Annotated in this window: 14 protein-coding genes; 12 read left to right on the plus strand and 2 right to left on the minus strand. The window is 30.1% G+C overall.

What is annotated here, in order from left to right:
* The first annotated feature begins 162 nt into the window (after nucleotides 1-162).
* The 7 genes from HM992_RS12920 to HM992_RS12950 all read left to right on the plus strand — a co-directional run bounded on the left by HM992_RS12920 (nucleotide 163) and on the right by HM992_RS12950 (nucleotide 9,106).
* A complete protein-coding gene (locus tag HM992_RS12920; protein ID WP_179319959.1) occupies nucleotides 163-2,124 on the plus strand; it encodes a DUF2779 domain-containing protein in 1,962 nt (653 codons plus the stop codon).
* On the plus strand, nucleotides 2,117-3,106 hold the full coding sequence (locus tag HM992_RS12925) for a helix-turn-helix transcriptional regulator (RefSeq protein ID WP_179319960.1): 990 nt from the start codon (nucleotides 2,117-2,119) through the stop codon (nucleotides 3,104-3,106). Before HM992_RS12920 ends, HM992_RS12925 begins: the two co-directional genes overlap by 8 nt.
* A 103-nt stretch (nucleotides 3,107-3,209) precedes the next feature.
* Nucleotides 3,210-4,223, plus strand: a complete 1,014-nt coding sequence (locus HM992_RS12930) for an SMODS domain-containing nucleotidyltransferase (protein ID WP_179319961.1) — start codon at nucleotides 3,210-3,212, stop codon at nucleotides 4,221-4,223.
* A 1-nt stretch (nucleotide 4,224) separates the two neighbouring features.
* A complete protein-coding gene (locus HM992_RS12935) occupies nucleotides 4,225-6,366 on the plus strand; it encodes a ThiF family adenylyltransferase (RefSeq protein ID WP_179319962.1) in 2,142 nt (713 codons plus the stop codon).
* A complete protein-coding gene (locus HM992_RS12940) occupies nucleotides 6,359-7,192 on the plus strand; it encodes a DUF6602 domain-containing protein (protein WP_179319963.1) in 834 nt (277 codons plus the stop codon). Before HM992_RS12935 ends, HM992_RS12940 begins: the two co-directional genes overlap by 8 nt.
* A 5-nt stretch (nucleotides 7,193-7,197) precedes the next feature.
* Nucleotides 7,198-8,271: a hypothetical protein gene (locus HM992_RS12945; RefSeq protein WP_179319964.1), complete on the plus strand. Its 1,074-nt coding sequence runs from the start codon at nucleotides 7,198-7,200 to the stop codon at nucleotides 8,269-8,271.
* Nucleotides 8,272-8,506: 235 nt separating this feature from the next.
* Complete coding sequence (locus HM992_RS12950; RefSeq protein WP_179319965.1) at nucleotides 8,507-9,106, plus strand: DUF6642 family protein; 600 nt, start codon at nucleotides 8,507-8,509, stop codon at nucleotides 9,104-9,106.
* Nucleotides 9,107-9,251: 145 nt separating this feature from the next.
* Here HM992_RS12950 and HM992_RS12955 read toward each other — a convergent pair whose 3' ends face one another.
* On the minus strand, nucleotides 9,252-9,638 hold the full coding sequence (locus HM992_RS12955) for a DUF302 domain-containing protein (RefSeq protein ID WP_179319966.1): 387 nt from the start codon (nucleotides 9,636-9,638) through the stop codon (nucleotides 9,252-9,254).
* A gap of 404 nt (nucleotides 9,639-10,042) precedes the next feature.
* Here HM992_RS12955 and HM992_RS12960 point away from each other — a divergent pair, with 404 nt between their 5' ends.
* Together HM992_RS12960 and HM992_RS12965 are read left to right on the plus strand one after the other, a co-directional pair.
* Nucleotides 10,043-11,542 carry a BCCT family transporter gene (locus tag HM992_RS12960; RefSeq protein ID WP_179319967.1) on the plus strand — a complete coding sequence of 500 codons (1,500 nt, stop codon included), beginning with the start codon at nucleotides 10,043-10,045 and terminating at the stop codon, nucleotides 11,540-11,542.
* A 1,237-nt stretch (nucleotides 11,543-12,779) separates the two neighbouring features.
* Nucleotides 12,780-13,574, plus strand: coding sequence for a hypothetical protein (locus HM992_RS12965; protein ID WP_179319968.1), 795 nt, complete (start codon nucleotides 12,780-12,782; stop codon nucleotides 13,572-13,574).
* A gap of 10 nt (nucleotides 13,575-13,584) precedes the next feature.
* Here HM992_RS12965 and HM992_RS12970 read toward each other — a convergent pair whose 3' ends face one another.
* Nucleotides 13,585-14,034 (minus strand): TlpA family protein disulfide reductase, encoded by a 450-nt coding sequence (locus tag HM992_RS12970; protein WP_178985397.1) that lies wholly within the window; start codon nucleotides 14,032-14,034, stop codon nucleotides 13,585-13,587.
* 578 nt (nucleotides 14,035-14,612) lie between these two features.
* Here HM992_RS12970 and HM992_RS12975 point away from each other — a divergent pair.
* The 3 genes from HM992_RS12975 to dcm are packed head-to-tail and all read left to right on the plus strand — an operon-like array spanning nucleotide 14,613 to nucleotide 18,612.
* Entirely contained in the window at nucleotides 14,613-16,286 is a 1,674-nt protein-coding gene (locus HM992_RS12975; RefSeq protein WP_179319969.1) for an McrB family protein, read from the plus strand.
* Nucleotides 16,283-17,509: a 5-methylcytosine restriction system specificity protein McrC gene (locus tag HM992_RS12980; protein ID WP_179319970.1), complete on the plus strand. Its 1,227-nt coding sequence runs from the start codon at nucleotides 16,283-16,285 to the stop codon at nucleotides 17,507-17,509. The genes HM992_RS12975 and HM992_RS12980 overlap by 4 nt, the downstream gene beginning before the upstream one ends.
* 44 nt (nucleotides 17,510-17,553) lie before the next feature.
* A complete protein-coding gene (gene dcm, locus HM992_RS12985; RefSeq protein WP_179319971.1) occupies nucleotides 17,554-18,612 on the plus strand; it encodes a DNA (cytosine-5-)-methyltransferase in 1,059 nt (352 codons plus the stop codon).
* Nucleotides 18,613-19,327 lie beyond the last annotated feature (715 nt).

The following is a 19,327-nucleotide window of genomic DNA, read 5'->3' on the forward strand; positions in this document are numbered from 1 at the left end:
TATAAAAATGTGGAAAGGCTTTTATATTGACTTATTTTCAATCGTTTACGGTTTCCCATAAAGTTACTTACTACAAATTATATTATATTTGAATACTCCCCTTTATTAAAGTGCATAACTTACATATTGTCTAGAAAATGCCAGTTATCTGTATTCAAAATTATGAGAGTATTATCAAAATCAAGATTCAAACTTGGGCTAGAATGTCCTAATAAACTTTTTTACACTGGTAATAAAGAATATGCTAATGTTAAAAATGAAGACACCTTTTTAGAAGCATTAGCTCAAGGCGGTTTTCAAGTTGAGGAACTTGCAAGGATGCATTTCCCAGGTGGCATACTGATAGATGAAGACACTTGGGAGTATGAAAAAGCATGGAATCTAACTCAAAATCTTTTAACACAAGAGAACATAATAATTTATGAAGCTGCCTTTTTATTTGAAGGATTATATATAAAAACAGATATTCTAGTAAAAAAAGGAGATGTTATTGAATTAATTGAAGTAAAGTCTAAATCATTTTTACCAGATGATGATTATCTATTTATTGGTAAAAGAGGAGGAATGGTCGGAGGTTGGAAACCTTATTTATTTGATGTTGCATTTCAAAAGAATGTTATGCAACTATGTTATCCTAACTGGAAAATAAATTCTTTTATAATGATGGCTGATAAATCCAAAACAGCAAGTATTGATGGATTAAACCAATCGTTTAGGATTACTAAAAAAGGAAATAATCGAACTGGTATAATTAACAAAATTGATAAAATAGAAGAAATAGGGAACTCAGTTTTAGGAAGAAAAAATGTTACACAAATTATAGATGAAATTGAGTCGAATAAATATCGGTACCACGCAAATTTAACCTTTCAAGAATCTATTGAATTATTCAAAGATTTGTATGTAAATAATACTTATGCTAATTGGCCAACTTCATATAGTTCTTGCAAGAAATGTGAGTTTAAATTAACCTATAAATCTGATACTAATTTAAAGTCAGGCTTCAAAGAATGTTTTTTTAAACAACATAAATGGGAGGAAAATGAATTCAATCAACCTAATATTTTTGATATTTATGATTTCAGAAAAGGCAATAAACTCTTTCAAGAAGGTATTATTTTTAAAAAGGATTTGACAGAGGACAACATAGATTTAAAGATAGAAGTTGAAAAACTTACAACTTCGAACAGACAATGGCTGCAAATAGAAAAGGAAATAAATAGCGATTCTGCAATATATGTAGATAAGGAAGGGCTAAAATGTGAATTTGAAAAGTGGGTATATCCTTTGCATTTTATTGATTTTGAAACGAGCATGTCCGCATTGCCATTTAATAAAGGACTGAAGCCATATGAACAAGTAGCATTCCAATTTTCTCACCATATTTATTATGAAAATGGTAAAATTGAACATGCTAATGAATATATAAATAATACAATTGGTGAGTTCCCTAACTATAAATTTATTAGAGAATTAAGGAATGCCTTGAGTAGTGATAAAGGTACCATTTTTAGATACTCTCATCATGAAAATACAATTTTGAATGCTATTTATATACAGTTATTAGCTTCCAATGAAGATGATAAGGAAGATTTAATGAATTTCATTAAAACAATTTCACATTCCAAAAGAGACAGTGTAATTAAATGGACTGGAGAAAGAGATATGGTGGATTTATGGGATATTGAAAAACGTTATTATTACAATCCTCTAACAAAAGGTTCTAATTCTTTAAAAGATGTTTTGCCAGCTTCAATCAATTCTAGTCCTTTTTTATTAAATAAGTATTCTCAACCTATAGGTCAAATAAATTTAACTAGTAAAAACTTTACTGATGACCATGTTTGGCTAAAGCAAGAAAAGGAGAAGATATTGAACCCATACAAATTACTACCTCCGGTTTTTGAAAACTGGACTGAAGAAGAAATTGAGAATACTCTTTCTGAAATTGATGGAATAGCTGATGGTGGTACAGCAATGACCACATATAGCAAGATGCAATATACAGATATGACTCAAATAGAAATCGACGAATTGAGTGCTGCTTTATTAAAATATTGTGAGTTGGATACTTTAGCTATGGTAATGGTTTATGAACACTTTAAAGAATTAGTTTATGCCTAGAAATAAAAATGCTTATATAAGACATCGACTTATTGATAGCCTATTAAGAGATAAGGATTATGTTAAGACTAATGACATAATTGATAGACTTTATGAAAGACACGATATTTCAGTTGGATCTACTACAATTAATAAAGATATAAGAGATATGCAATTGGAATTACATGCACCAATCAAATATTCTAATCAAAAAAAAGCATATTATTATCCAGATGATGTCGACGATATATTTCCAGCTATAGAATTAAAAAGTGATGAACTAAACGCTTTATTATTTTATACAAAGAATATAGCACATTATAAAGATATAGGAATTTTTAAGGATTTCACAAATGCAATAGATAAGGTCATAGATGCAGTTAAGATTGAAGCTAGTCAACAAAAGGCATCTAAGAGAATAATTATACAACCTGAAAACTTTCCCAAATTTCAAGGAAGTGAATTAATCCCAGAAATTATAGCTGGTTTTGACACTAATTTTAAATTCAATTTTGATTATAAAAAGCATAATTCAGAAGAAATAAAGAATCATACAGTAACCCCCATTTTATTAAAGGAGTATGACCACTTGTGGTACTTAATAGGTAAAATAGAAGGAAAAGAATTTGTAACAATTTTTGCCCTTGATAGAATAATAAATTTTGAATTGACTGACGTCGATTGTGAAGAAATAACAGGCTTTGATTCTGATAAATACTTTAATCATGCCTTTGGTATTTCAGTACCTGACGGAGAAGTGGAGGATGTTATATTGGAATTTGATGCTTGGAGAGGCAAATACTTGCTTTCATCCCCAATTCATAAATCACAAGAATTAATAAAAGAAGAAAACGGTAAATTGACTTTTTCTTTTAAAGTAGTTCCATTTCATGAATTACACTCCAAGATATTAAGCTATGGAAGCTCTGTTAAGGTTTTAGAACCTGAAAGTCTTCGTTCAAAAATCAAAGAAATGCTTAATAATACCCTTGAAAAATATTAAAATTTGAATTGTTTTTTTATCACGCAAATAGAGTGCGCTATGTGGTTGTTTATTTGTAACGTTAAATAGTTTGAATTTACAAACTATAAAAAAAACGATAATTATGGCAACAAACAAAAACGAACATCTTAAAAAGGTACTTGATACTCACGATATAAATAAAGTAGAACATTTAATTAAGTTCATTGAAAAGAAAAATAAAGTTAAAGATGCTTTAAACAAAAAGTTTTCAGACCAAAAAGCTTCTAATTCTATAGATTCAGGATCGTATGCAAAGAACACAGCTATTAATACAAAATTTGATATAGATTGCTGTATTCCGTTTAAAAAGAAAACACCTGGAAACAATGATGAAAAAGGTTTTGAAAGTTTAAGTGAAATGTTTGATGAAGTATATAAATATTTAAAAAATGAATATACTGAAGAAGATAATGATTTAAGTAAAGACAATGTAAGGAAACAAAAGGTATCAATAGGTTTGAAATTTGATATTGATGGAGAAGAGTTTGATATGGATGTTGTTCCTGGAAGAGAGAGACCAAACAATAATGATTATAATGACAGCAATACTGATTTAAGTTTATATATAAATCCTTCTAACAGATCAAAAAAAGAGGAGGATGAAGGCAAAACTAGAATAAAAACAAACATTAAAACTCACATTGGGTTATTAAATGGAGCAGATAGAACTCACGAAAGAAAAGTAACAAAACTTCTCAAAGTTTGGAAGACTGAACGAAAAAACAAAAATGGAGGTAAACTTATAAAATCATTTATGATGGAACTCTATACTAAAGAAGCTTTTGATAATACAGATGAGATACCAAGTGGACTTTGGGAAAAAACTAAGTTGGTTATGAATCATATCATTGATAATATTGAAACAACTGATTTAGTAGATCCTGCAAATTCAAGTAATATTATTTCAGATTCAATGAGTGATACAGCTAAGACTCAAACTAAACGTGACATGAAAAACACGCTTAAAGATATAGAGAACGATTCTGATAAAATAAAAGAATATTTCCCAATAAATGATGAGTTCGATAATGAAGATAACTCAAATTCTAATAGTTCTTCTAAGGCTTCAGTTTTAAGTACAAGTAAATTCGGATAGTTTGAAAGAAGAGGATAACACAATAAGAAAAATATACAGTCTATTAAAAAAAGATAAAGATTTAGTAATTGTTGATACGATTAAAAAAGTGAATAACTATTATAAAGGTAAAATTGAGGTAAACTATCTAAATGAAAAGTTGAGCTTTAATTTTGCTATTCCTAACAACTATCCTTTAACTCATCCAAATTCTGATAACATATCTATTATTTTCAAAAACAGGGATTATATAGGCCTTTCTCATATAAACCCTGATGGCTCAGTATGTTTTCATCCTAATAAAGATGATAATTTTGATAGGAAACTTCTTTATGAGATTAAATGCTTAAAACAGTGGATTAAAGACTATTACATTTACAAAAAAGAAGATGATAATTACTCTTACTTAATTCATGATACAGAAAGTGATCGTATTGACAAACTATACATTACTAATACAGTTAACAATTTTCGTAAAAATACGTTTGGTACATTTAGATACTCCATATTCTCAGACGAGAGATTTGGAACTGAAAAATTCGCTATAAAGAAATTATTCAGGTTAGGTTTTGAAGATGGTAAAAATGATACTTGGTCGCATACTTTTGTTGAAGAATTAAAAAGTAAAACCTACAAAAAAGGATTGTATTATTTTATTGAAGAAGAACCTTTAAGAAAGAATAATGTTGGAAGAAAAGGTATAGAAAATTGGAACGAACTAAAAGATTATCTGTCAGATGAATTTATTGAGTATTTATATAAAGGCTTAAAAAGAGAATTTAATAATAATTACTATCACGAAAACAGCTTATTCTTAATAATTGGATATAAAATCCCTAATAATGAAACTTATGAAGAGCATTGGGATTTAATAAGGATACCAAAAAAAAATATTCCTATTGATTATAATAGAATACCTAAAAACGAACAACAGAATTCAAACAAAAGATTTAAGCATACCCTAAAAAGAAATAAAATCAATTGGGGAACAACTGAAAACATTGATTATAGTCGATTTTTTGGTCGAGGAAAATTAGATAACAAAATCACAAGCTCAAATATTTTAATTATTGGTTGTGGTGCTTTAGGAAGTTCATTAGCAGAAATATTGGTAAGAGGAGGTGCAAAGAATATAGTTCTTGAAGATTTTGATACCATTAAAGGTGGTAATTTATGTAGAGCAAATTATGATTTAAATGATATGGTCTTTCATAAAACTAATAGTTTAACTAAAAGACTAAAAGCTATATCTCCTTTTGTAAATATAAAAACAATATCTGTTAAACTTAACAATTATGATATTGAAAAAATAAAAGAGGTTTTTAATAATAATGTTGATATTATTTTTGATTGTTCTACAGATACAGAAGTTACATATATAATTGATAAACTCAATTTTAGTGGAAAAACATTTAGTCTTGCCATAACTAATAATGCAAAATCATTTGTTTCAATAACAGGTAAAAATTTAACAAAACAAGCTAAAACTATTTTTGAATTTGTCGAAAATGAAGAGCCTTCTTATTTTGAAGGAACAGGATGTGGATATCCAACTTTTGAGGCTAATTATAATGACATAAATGCCTTACTGAATGTTGGTGTAAAAGTTATAAATAATAATTATTCCAAAAGAATAGAACATGCGTCCTTTATTATTCAACCAGATTTTGGAGATGAATTAATAATAGATATTAAAGAGTATGAATATTATATTCTTAATAATATTAATAGTGCTATACACATATCTAAAAGTGTTTTAAAGAGAATAGAAGAAGAAACCAAGTTTCACTATCCAAAAGAGTTTGGAGGAGTTTTTATAGGTTATAAGTCAGATTTACACTTTATAATTACTGATATATTAATACCTGATCATTATAAAAATGGGCAAACTATTTTTATTAGAGAACCAGGAACTTTAAACGAAAGGTTGAGTGAAATTCATAAAATGACTAATGGTGAAATTGAATATTTAGGAGAATGGCATTCTCATCCTAATGGGCCAACAACTCCTAGTCGAACAGATATAAATGCGATGCAAGAAATTGCTAAGGATAAAAACATAAATATTGATAAACCTCTATTAATGATTGCAGAGGTTGACAATATCTCTTTTGGTAAAGATTTATATATATATGATAATAAAAATTTAAAAAAATATGAGTGATAAAATTAATTTAAGGAAATTATTTGGAGGCTTACAAGCACAAATGATTGCCCAATTAAATACTAATAGAGAATTTATAGAACATCCTGGTTCTAAAGGAGATTCTTTAGAAAATACTTGGATTGAATGGTTAAGAACATATTTACCTAATAGATACTGTGTTGATAAAGCTATTGTTATAGATTCAAAAGGACAATTAAGTCATCAAATTGATTTAGTGATTTATGACCAAACATATACACCTTTTGTTTTTAAGCAAAATGGGATTTTTTATATACCAGCAGAAGGAGTCTATGCTGTTTTCGAAGTAAAGCCAGATCTTGATAAGGGCAATATAATTTATGCAGGAGATAAAATCGAAAGCGTTAGAAAATTACAAAGGACATCAACAAAAATAATTGATAGAGGTAGACCTTTTAATCCAAGAGCTTTAACTAAAATCTTAGGTGGTATCTTGACTATAGAAACTGAAATAAAAGAACCTACTATTGAAAAGCATTTAAAAAGTTTGAAAGGTCTCAAATCTATTGACATTGGATGTGCTGTGAAAGACAAAAGTTTTTATGTTAATTATAACAAAGATGATAGCATTTTTAATCTTGATAAAGATGCAAACTTAACTTTTAAAGAGCATAATGATTTAATAACAAAATTTTACGAAAATAGAAATGTAAATAACATAGAATTCAGTAAAAAAAACAATTCCTTAGTTACATTTTTTTTACAGCTAACAAGATATTTACAACAAAGTATTGGAACAGTCGCTGCTATTGATTTATCTGAATATGCAAAAGCTATTAATTTTGATATTGATGAAGAAATTTAAAGATAATGAATAAGAAGCTCATTAAATATAGTAAGAATGGAGTAGTTATTTTTGGATTGACTAATGCTTTTATAAATGCAATTCAGCAAATAAATTCTATCAAAGAAATTCCTGAGCAAAACTTTGATTGGTCAGAATTATTAAAAGCAGGAGGTAAAGGTGCGCTATTAGGTGGAGTAGGGGGCGCTTTTATTGGTGGAATAGTAGATTCTAACAACGCTAAAAAAGAACGTCTAAATACAAGTGCAATATTATCAACTGTTGTTTCAAATATTAGATTAGATAAAAACAATTCTATTTATAAAAAACTGTCTATAAAAGCTAATCGCATTATAAATGATTTAGAAATATACTTTAATAACAGTTTGGGTGGCTCACCACTAAAAATAGGTTCTACTGAAGAGGGAACATCGCTTTCAGATTCTTTTGATATCGATATAAGTGTGCCTTTTAGTTCTAATAGTTTTAATTCAACTTCTGAAATGTATCATACATTATATGAGTATTTTGACGAAAATTATTCAGATAAAGATTTTATTAGACTTAGAAAGCAAAAAAAATCAATAGGTATAATTTATCGAATTAATGGAGAGGATTATAAGATTGATGTTGTTCCTTATAAACTAAGTAAAACTATTAATAATAAAACAGCTGGTTATTTGTATGTCAATAATAATTCGTTCTTTAAAAAAGATAGTTACACAAAAACTGATATTATTAGTTTAAAGAGTATTAAATTAACTACAATTCAACAAAAACTATTAATCGCATTAAAAAAATGGAAAAAAGAATATTCTATACCAATTAGTTCGCATCTATTAAAAATGTTGATTATTGATGCGTATGAAATCAATAAAGGAAATATCCCTAGAGATTTTACAAAGAAGATCCTAATGACTATTACATATATTGAAGAAAATATTATGTATAGACGGATTACCAGTATTGAGAATACAAATAATATACTTACTGATTTTGATGAATCGGATAAATTACTTATCAAAAAAGAATGTAATAATATCATTAGTGATTATAAATATCGACCTAATTCAATTTTAAAATACTTTGATTTTTTATAATTAAACCACTTAACAAATAATCTCTCCTAAACCCGATACCGTTCCTTCAACTCATCAAACAAATACTACGGTTCAGTGTACTTCTAGACACTTTCACATAATCGGCAATAGCATCAACAATAAGCAATTATTATTGTTGATATAAGACCTCATAAAATTCCACCCCAAACCCCTAAAAAAATCAAAACCATTCTATTAATTTCGCACTGTACAAACATTGCATAAATTAAGAAGCTTGCTAGAAAAAAGACCACAAGTACCCCAAGAACAGATCACAGAAGTAGATTACTTTATTTATTGCTTAGAAGGAGTCGATGATGTAGACGCCAACACGGTAACCGAAGCACAACAAAACTTAGAGCAATTGGCCCTAAACTATGGCATAGCAAGTATTTATAAAACCTGCGACACCATTGAAGGCCTAGAAGAGAGCTTAAACGCATTGGTAGTAGATGATCATAACTTTAAGGATTATGAAATCATCTATTTGGTGATGAGGGGAGAAGCCAATAATATATGTTTAAATGACTACTACTATAGTTTACAGGAAATCGCAGAACTTTTTGAAGGCCGGTTAGACGGAAAGATTTTACATTTTTCAAATGCAAAAATTCTAGATTTAGACGAAGAAGAAGCACAGTATTTTTTAGATATTACGGGAGCAAAAGCCATTTCTGGTTATGGTCATGCCTATAATGGCATAGCGAGTACAAAACTAGATGAAGCTTTCTTTAATTTATTTAAAGAAGATGATGATATGTTAGCCGTTGTAGAAGAGTTGCACCAAAGACATTATAACGCCTGCAAAGTATTGGATTTTAGATTGTATTATTAAACGCAGTCGCTTACAAAAAACCACCACAAACCACCAACCAACCACCTTAAAATTAATGCTTTACACTGAAAACTGAACACTGAACACTGAACACTTCAAACTCCACACTTAACACTTTACACTTCAAACTCCACACTTCACACTTCTACAACCCCTCAACAACCCCCTTAAGCTTCACAGTAATCTCCTCAGCAATCCCTTTCAAAGCGTCATTTTCCACCGCTTGCATAGAAGCCATAGGGTTAACAGCAGCCACTTCAATGTCACCAGAATCTAATTCCTGAACAATAACATTACAAGGCAGCATGGTGCCAATTTTATTCTCCGCTAATAAAGCTTTATGAGCATACGGAGGATTACACGCCCCTAAGATTTTATAATTATTAAAATTCACATCCAGCTTCTTTTTAAGCGTGGCTTTAATATCGATTTCCGTTAATACACCAAACTGTTCCGTTTTAAGTGCAGCGGTAACCTTTTCTACGATATCGTTAAAATTACCTTTTAAGATTTTGCTAAAATAATAGTCCATAATACGTTAATTTTTAAGATTAATAAGGATTACAAATTATAAACCATAAGTTACAAAAACCACTGTAACACACGAAGCATTAACCTGTTAAATAAGTCATAAAAGCGATGGTATATCATAAGTCTTCATAAACGTTTTGGTTCTTTATACTTTATTCTTAACTCTTAATTTTGTTTAGCTCACGCGTTAATAGGGTTTAAGTGTTCGTGAATCTTCGATGTCTTTTGTTTCAAGAAAAAAAGATATAAAGAGAACAATTTTATAAACGATACAAACGCAATCATCATAATAAAAAATAAAGTTCCAAGGTTTACCTTTTCACTCACTAAACCAACACAACAATAGCTTTAGAAATTAAGATTTATATTCTAATCCTTACTTTTGTAAAAACAGAACCCATCTTAATGTTCAAATACATTCAGAAACATGCCATATTATCCATTTCTGTGGCCATCATTTTCAGCTGTACCATACTGGTCTTTTTTGCTACCGAAACAAGTTATAACGTCATTGATAAAGCGTCATTATGGGTGCGCAATTATTTTGGGTATTTCTATCTCTATTTAGGGTTTGCTTGTGTTTTAGCAGTATTGGCGATAGCATATTCGCGTTATGGAAACATCAAACTAGGCAAACCATCAGCCAAACCTGAATATTCCCTTTGGGCATGGACGGCCATGCTATATAGTGCCGGTATGGGATCTGGCATTTTATTGCGTGCCGTGCAAGAGCCTGTTTTTATGCAACAGAATCCGCCTTATGCGTCTAATTTGCCAGCAGATACCCTAGCATTAGAGTTTACGTTTTACCAATGGGGATTAACTGCTTGGGCGTTTTATGGCCTTTTTGCCTTAATTATTGCTTATGGCTTATACCTCAGAAAAAAGAAAGTGAGGATTAGTGCCACCATAGAGGATCACATAAAAAGTAAAACGGCCAGAAATGCAGTAGATATCATCACCATTATAACAACCATTTTTGGACTAATTGCGGCCATAGGCTTGGGAACAACCCAAATCAAAGGCGGTATTAATCATATAACGGGAGCTGACTTCGGGTTAACTGCAACCATTTTACTTTGCGTACTCATTTCGGCTGTAGCCTGTTATTCGGCTTGGCAAGGCGTAAACAAAGGAATTCAAATATTTTCTAAATTCAATATCATAACCACGTTGGCGATCCTAATATTTGTATTTGTCACTAGCGATATGAGTGCTATCCTAACGGCATTTGCCACAGCGACGTTTCATTATATCATAGACTTTATACCAATGAGCCTAGCCATTGGAAATTATAATCCTGGAATGGAGTTTTTAACAGGGTGGACGTTCTATTATTGGGCATTCTGGCTGGCTTGGGCACCTTTTACAGGCATTTTTATTGCACGTATTTCAAAAGGACGTACCATACGACAATTGCTATTAGGTGTCTTAATTATTCCTTGCTTAGGAACCTTCTTTTGGTTTTCAGTGTTTGGCACCGCTGCTTTTAATTTAATTGAAGAATGGGGAGTCTATAACAATGAATTCGGTAACGTATTTTCTTCCATATTTACCTTTTTTGAGCACTATCCTTATGCCACCTTTTTAAACATCACATCCGTTATCTTATTAATCAGTTTTTTAATTACTTCTGTAGATTCTGCCGTATTTGTGTTAAGTATGTTTACGGATAATGGCGCTAAAAACCCGAGCAAAACGCACCGCGTCATTTGGTCTATTTTCATTTTATTAGCCACAATAGCTTTAGTGTTGTTAGGTAATGTAAAAGCAAATATTAATGTTTTAGAAGCCGTGCAGCGACTGTTAATTATAACCTCATTACCATTTGCCTTTTTTATCATTATTATGTTGGGCTATTTTATTAAAGACCTTAGAAAAAACAAGATCGAACAAAGCAAATAACACAGTGTTAAAATATCTACTAGACACCGCTAATGATTAGTGTTTCAAGATAAAAGATATAGAGAGAACAACTTTATACAATCATCATAATGAAAAATAAAGTTCCAATGTTTAGCCCGGCCTCATATCATTTTGGCGAAAACGATAGCTATCAAAATGCAATTATCCTGTGGATGATTGTATTTGGATACAGCATGTTACTAAATGTTTGTTTCAAATCGTATTTAGCTAAAAATGTCTACTAGACATTTTCTTAACGCCAAATAGTCTAAAACATAGCGAAATGAACCGTAATCGTTTCCAAAATTATATACTATTTTAAAGAATTGATTAAGTATCAATTTTTTAAAATACCTACTTGATTTTTTTGTTTAGCTCACGCGTTAATATGGTTTAAGTGTTCGTGAATCTTCGATGTCTTTTTTTATCAAGAAAAAAAGATATAGAAGAACAATTTTATAAACGATACAAACCCAATCATCATAATGAAAAATAAAGTTCCAATGTTTAACCCAGCCTCATATCATTTTGGCGAAAACGATAGCTATCAAAATGCAATTACCCTGTGGATGATTGTATTTGGATACAACACGTTACGGAAATAGAGAGAACAACGTTTTAACCGATACAACCCAATCGTTGTAATGAAAAATAAAGTTCCAATGTTTAACCCAGCCTCATATCATTTTGGCGAGAACGATAGGTGAATGCAGCGTCCATATTTTAAGGAGCGAGTAGTGCATAATCTTAAGAGTTCCAAATTTTAATTGAATATCAAAGCAATCTTAAGGAGTTCTCATGTTTCTTAAAATATAGCGAAAAGAACCGTAATCGTTTCCAAAATTATATGCTGCCTTGAATTTTTGTTTCTTTTGTTTCAAGACAAAAGATATAGTGAGAACAATATTATAATTGATTGTGACATCAATTATTTAGACCTGCCAGTGAATGCGGCTTGTAAGAATAGAACCTTCAATGTTTAGCCCAGCCTCATATCATTTTGGCGAAAACGATAGCTATCAAAATGCAATTATCCTGTGGATGATTGTATTTGGATACAACACGCTATGGAAATAGAGAGAACAACGTTATAACCGATACAACCCAATCATTATAATGAAAAAATATTAAAAATACATTTTACAATCACACACCTAAAACCCTAACTTTAAACAAATTAACAGCATCAGATAACTTTTTTTTACTAACTTTAAACCCATAACCAACACAAAATCAAATGCCTAAACAAGAAGGCATATTCAAATTCAAAGGCACATTACAAGGCCAATGCTATTACCAACTCAATGGAGAATATGTGGTGCGCAAAGCCGTAGGCCCATCTAGAGAACGTATTAATACAGATCCTGCCTTTGTAAACGTAAAGGCGAATAACCAAGAGTTCACAGCCGCAACACAACTATCTAAAGCCATAAGACGAGGCTTAGGAGCTACAGGTAAAGCATTTCAAGATACGTATATGGCAAGTCGGTTAACGGGCCGTTGCCGTAAAATCATCCAAAAGGGGAGTGGTGACCTTGGAGAACGAGAGGCCAATCTGTTTAATAACCCGAACGCTATCATCGGGTTTCCACTAAAAAAAGACCTTCCATTTCAGCAAATCTATACCGCAAAAGCAGTGGTGAATTCAAACACCAACCGAAGCATCATCACAATCAATATCCCTAAAAGCGAACAGTATAACCACAATCAAACCCCAGAAAACGCGACACATTTTCAATTAACAGCAGCCTTAAGTACCGTTTCAAATAGCACATGGCAATCCGATAAAAATGAATACATTACAGAATATCAAAACGAAAACGCATTAGGGATTGCTGTGGAAAGTCAACCGTTATTATGTAAAATAGAATATCACAATATCAGTCTGCAATTGCAAAGTCCAAATCCAAATAACACACCAACAAATGTGGCACAAACCATCTGGTTAGGCATCACATATCTAAAACAGCAGCATAACGCGTTGGGGATTTTAAAAACAGCACAAGCTATGGAATGTATCGCGGTGATTTAAACAAAAGACATTAAGTCGGAGTATCGTTGGTAATTAAACTTTCTAGAGCATAATACAAACGATTTTTGGCATTCGCCTGAGAACCAAATACAGAACGAAAAACCGTTCCATCAGCAGCAAGCAACACCCATTGCGGAGTCCCTTCAGACGCAAACTGATCATAAACCTGGTGATCACGATCTATATAAATCGGAAAAGGAAGCTCACCACTAGTAAAAATGGCTTTAATAGTAGCTTTATCACCAGTCCGACCTACAAAATCCGCATGAATACCAACCACGTGTATACGAGGAAATTCCTGCTGAAACTCATAAGCCAAAGGAATCGCACGACCTGTACAACCCAAACAATCGTTGTTATAGATAATAAGCAGCAGAATCTTGTCCTTATAAAGTTCCATTAAATCTACAGGAACACCGTCCAAATCTAAAACATTGATGTGAGGTATGGAATCAGTCATTGCTAAGTAGTTTGCTAAGTATTTTGGTAAGTATTAAAGAATAAAACACAGGACAAATTTAACGATTTAAGACGTTTAAACACCATAATATCAAAATGACCATGCTAAAAACCCATACAAGCCAAGCATATCAAAGTACAGAACAGTATACCACAAACCATAATCAAGGACATCTAATAAGAGGTTCACCCATAGTAACCTCGGGTTAACTCCGTATGAAAGCCGGGTCTGATTCGGGTAAACGTCATATCAATTTCGCCGAAGGTTCATCGTAAATAAATACAATAGTGTTCGTAATGCACATGGATCGTGCATAGCATCATTAACGGTATATATTACGGTATGGACCTATAAAATGCCCTATTTCTTAATTGACTATAATTGTCCTATAATGTACTTGCGTTATGTACAACATGGGCTTTGGTTAAAAGCGCATGTTAGCACTCATGTTTCTAAAAAAATTTAATCTATAACTTTCTTTACTTAGTTAATGGAATACTCTTTTTAAGAAAGGGCAGAGGAGTTGTAGAAAATGTGTGTGGAATGATTTAATAAAACAAGAAATAATCATCTATAAATTGATTACATTATTTTATTTTAGTAATCCTAAATGCATCAATAACAAAATATACACATTCAAAAGATATATGGTATTCTTAAGCACAGAAACTATTAAAAAGGCTTATCAATCTTTAATTAGTCATGAGGTGAAAAACTCAAGTGTTCTTCACATTTTTTTAATATTAAAAGGTTGTGGCATTAATAATATGAATTTTAAACCAATAGATGTGATTTCCGAGGATGGTTATCCTATAGCTGTCAATTTGAGCATGTTATTTGGTATGGATGAAAATAAACCAGAAAAATATGAGTTTATTAACCCTTTTAGTATGAAGGAATGGGCAGGTCAAGCACCTTCAGAAGCTTTGAAAAAGTGGGTTTCATCAAGAATAAAAAATAATATTATAGGTGGAGCAACTACTTGGAGAAAAATTATTAATGAAGACATATATAGTAACGAGATTAAATTCACATATAATTATGTTCAAGAGATAAAGGATTTAACTGTCCCAAATATTAAAGTAAAATTATGGCCATTAGTTATTTGGTATAATCGTTTTATGCAATTTGATAGAGAATGTACACCACAAGAGTTAATTGAATCTTTTAAAAACATATTTTATTTAAATGATTTAGAATTGGGATTATTATTTGATAGTACAATTAATTTCAATTTAGAGTTTGCAAGTAGCATTCATGATTATAAAGAAATAAGAAATCAAATTGGAATACATCCTAAAGCTCCAGATAATTGGATAGAATCAACAAAAAATATTACATTAAGCGAGCCTAAATCAGACTATACAATTCAATCATCCAAATTTATTTTTATGAAAGCATCAAAGATTCCATCAATTGAAAAGATAAATCAACTATTGAAGGATAATTATCAAATAATTTTATCGGGACCTCCTGGAACTTCAAAGTCATATATTGCTGACCAAATCGGAAATCAATTATCTGACGAAAATGGACCTAGTTCTGTGATGAAAATACAGTTTCATCCTCAATATTCGTATCAAGATTTTATAGGTGGATTTATCGTTAAAGGGGACAAAGTTGAAATTAATAGAGGTGTTTTTTTGAACTTTATAGATAATGCAAAAAAGGTTGATACACCATTTTTATTAATAATTGATGAAATAAATAGAGCAAATGTTAGTAGTGTTTTTGGCGAAACAATACAGTGTTTAGATAGAAACTATTCAACTAAACTAATATTAGGTGGAAAAGAAGAAGAAATTAGTATACCAAAAAATTTATTGATTATTGCTACAATGAATACGTCAGATCGAACTTTAGGTGTAATGGATTTTGCTTTAAGAAGAAGGTTTTCAGATGTTTATTTTGGCGCTAATGAAGCTGAATTAATATATAAAACCAAATTGGAATGTGGTCTTTCACTTTGTGATTTTTTAAAAAAAATAAATACAAACCTAAAAAGCACACTTAAAAATAATGAATTAATTATAGGGCAATCAATTTTTTATAATGAGAATTATTTAAATACTGATATTTATGAATGGAGTAATAATGGGCTCGAAGACTTATTCAATTATAAAATATTACCAATAATTGAAGATTATTGTAGTAACGAAATTAACAAAATTGAAGATGTAATAGGGATTGAATTATCGAAAAGATTAACTGGAGAAGAGTTTATTGAATCATTCAGGAATTATTTAGCATGAAAATAATTGAAATTGTAGAGAATAATATTATTAGTTTAGACGAGAATGACCTGATAGAACTCGAACAAATTAAAAACAAATTTCCTGATTTACCTTTCGAAATTACAGAATCCAAGCTTATTTGCAATGATTATATTATTGGTGAAATTCAGCTAAAAGATAAATTATTTAGAATAATACCTAGGCATGACGCTTTAAATCTATCTCATTTTTTTGAGATGCTACTTTTTATTGGTAAAATAAAATCTCAAAATCTTGTTTCTTCTTCGAATAAATTCAATCAAAGTTTTGGCATACAAGCATTAGTTGAAAATTATATAAATATTTGTGAAGAGCTAATTAAATATGGAATGACTGGGACATTTCATACTGAAAAGACAAACAGTTTCAAACCATCAGGAAAATTAATAGTTTCAGATTATAATAAAAAATTGATTCCTTTTCAAGGTATAAAAACTGAAATTGATATTTATAATCTAAATAATAATGCAAATCAAATACTAAAAGCTGCATTAATTAAAATAAAAGATTATAAGTTTTTAAATCGTGAATATAGTTATAGGCTTTCTTCGATACTATCAAATTTCCAAAACATTAAAGAATATACCTCCTCATATGATAATATAAAGAGAGACATTGATAGTTTTTTTAGCACTAATAAATACTACCCACTTTGTTTAGAATATGCATTCAAAATTCTTTTAGATTACAAATTGGGATATGATTCTGAAGGAGAAACGCAATGGAATGCATTTCTTGAGAATTCTAATGATATATTTGAAAAATATGTTAGAACTATTTTAGAAAGAGAATTAGATAGTAAAGTTACAAAATGGGCAAAACCAGTCGAATTTGCTCAGTTAAAATATAATGCACAAATTGGTGTAAAATCTTATGCTCCTGATATTATAATTGATTATATAGGTGGTATAGCTAGAGCTGTTTTTGATGTTAAAAACAAAAATTTTAGTCCTAAACATGGTAGTTTGAGTGATTCAGTGAGTGTAGCAGATATATATCAAATGATTTTTTATGCACAACAATTAAATTGTGGTGTTTGTGGATTGATTTATCCTACTTCTGAAAATTTTGATTCGATCAAGTTGGAGTTAAAAGGTAATGATATTCAGTTTTTTTTAATTTCTATTGATATGAGTATGGAATTATTTGAAAGAAATAAAAACTTGATTCAAAAAATAACTAAATGTTTATTATATACTTAATAAATTTGCTATTTTAGAAATATTTGTAATAAGGAAAAATTTAAATGAGGTATATAGATTTATTTTGTGGTATTGGAGGTTTTAGGAAAGCTATGGAAGCAGTAGGAGGTGAGTGTGTGTTTTCTTCTGATATTGATAAATTTGCTCGTGAAACTTATAAAGAAAATTTTGGAGATTACCCAGAAGGAGATATCACAAAAATATCTGAAAATGATGTGCCAGATTTTGATATTTTATTAGGTGGATTTCCATGTCAACCTTTTAGTTATTCTGGAAGAAATGAGGGATTTGAAGATAAAACTAGAGGAACGTTATTTTTTGATATTTTAAGGATTTTAAAAAATAAAAGACCAAAAATGTTCTTATTAGAGAATGTTAAGGGACTAAAATCACATAATGGTGGTGAAACTTTAAAAGTTATTGAGAATAGTTTAATTGACCTTGGATATGACATCCATTGGAAAATTCTTAATAGTCATGATTTTGGTGTTCCACAAAAAAGAGAAAGATGGTATTGTGTTGGTTTTGATAAAACTATTGATTTTAAGTTTCCTGTAGGCAATAAGAAGGGCTCAACATTAAGAGAAATTATTGATGTAAACATTAATGATGAGTCTTTAAATATTACTGATTTTGAATTAGAAAGAATAAAATATCATTTTAATAATGCAGAAGAGATCAGAGTGAAACATGATAGTTCAAAATACAATCCAAATACTAAAAAAGGGAAGCATGGTGTTTTTTCATTTCAAAAGCCAGATGGTTCTTTAAGATTTCATGTTGGTGATAGATCTAAAACTCAAATTCAGGAAGCATTTTATTCCTGTTTAGATACTTATGCATGCACAATAATAGCGAACAGAGTCCCAAAACTTTGGGATATTGGAAGGAAACTTTCTGTTAAAGAAGCAGCTAGAATACAAGGCTTTCCTGATGATTTTAAATTTCCAGTTTCAAATGCACAAGCATATAAGCAATTAGGAAATGCAGTTGTAGTAACAGTAGTCCAAGAAATTTTAAAAACAATGAAGGATTATTATATAAATGAATACCAGGAAGATACTGCTATTAACGAAAGCCATAGTGTCGAAGTAGCATCATAAAATTTTGGTTAATATTTAAACCATTTAATAGGTCAAATTGGATTTGGACTTTACTTATTATTGTAAACTAAAAAAAAGCCAATTTGGAATTCTAAATATAACAAGTGCATAGAATTTTGTTTTTACTCACGTATTTTATTATTTGCGAAAACTTTAATTGAGTTCGTGAATCTCGTAAAAACTCGATTTCTCAAAATTTATGCTCTTGTGGCAATCCACGAGAATCGTCTAAAATTTTTTATCGCGTACATTTTGTCGTTTAGGCGATTTTTAAAAGAAGTAAAAAGCTAGCTTTTATTGTGCGGCTGGCAAGCGGCTGGAAATTGCATATAAAATAAATTACAATAGTAATTTGATTTTATCAACGCAATATGCGTTTGACAGCGGACATTTGACATAACGACAAATTATAGGACCAATGTTCAATCAATTCTAAAATGTAAAATATATTAAAGGATAAAGATTAATGACCCAAGTTCCGTTTATTGTAATGAAAACAAGTGTTTCTGGGTATTTTACATAATATCATTATAGTTGACTAATGGTATGTTCTTATCAAATAACCAAGAATAGCATTTGTCCTATAATGTACTTGCGTTATGTACAACATGGGCTTTGGTTAAAAGCGCATGTTAGCACTCATGTTTCTAAAAAAAATTTAATCTATAACTTTCTTTACTTAGTTAATGGAATACTCTTTTTCGTTAGGGTGTAG

The organism is Winogradskyella helgolandensis (assembly GCF_013404085.1).
GTDB lineage: Bacteria > Bacteroidota > Bacteroidia > Flavobacteriales > Flavobacteriaceae > Winogradskyella > Winogradskyella helgolandensis.

Coding starts and splice junctions, on each gene's coding strand:
- HM992_RS12920 (WP_179319959.1), top strand. CDS start 163: ATGAGAGTATTATCAAAATCAAGATTCAAACTTGGGCTAGAATGTCCT.
- HM992_RS12925 (WP_179319960.1), top strand. CDS start 2,117: ATGCCTAGAAATAAAAATGCTTATATAAGACATCGACTTATTGATAGC.
- HM992_RS12930 (WP_179319961.1), top strand. CDS start 3,210: ATGGCAACAAACAAAAACGAACATCTTAAAAAGGTACTTGATACTCAC.
- HM992_RS12940 (WP_179319963.1), top strand. CDS start 6,359: ATGAGTGATAAAATTAATTTAAGGAAATTATTTGGAGGCTTACAAGCA.
- HM992_RS12945 (WP_179319964.1), top strand. CDS start 7,198: ATGAATAAGAAGCTCATTAAATATAGTAAGAATGGAGTAGTTATTTTT.
- HM992_RS12955 (WP_179319966.1), bottom strand. CDS start 9,638: ATGGACTATTATTTTAGCAAAATCTTAAAAGGTAATTTTAACGATATC.
- HM992_RS12960 (WP_179319967.1), top strand. CDS start 10,043: ATGTTCAAATACATTCAGAAACATGCCATATTATCCATTTCTGTGGCC.
- HM992_RS12965 (WP_179319968.1), top strand. CDS start 12,780: ATGCCTAAACAAGAAGGCATATTCAAATTCAAAGGCACATTACAAGGC.
- HM992_RS12970 (WP_178985397.1), bottom strand. CDS start 14,034: ATGACTGATTCCATACCTCACATCAATGTTTTAGATTTGGACGGTGTT.
- HM992_RS12980 (WP_179319970.1), top strand. CDS start 16,283: ATGAAAATAATTGAAATTGTAGAGAATAATATTATTAGTTTAGACGAG.
- dcm (WP_179319971.1), top strand. CDS start 17,554: ATGAGGTATATAGATTTATTTTGTGGTATTGGAGGTTTTAGGAAAGCT.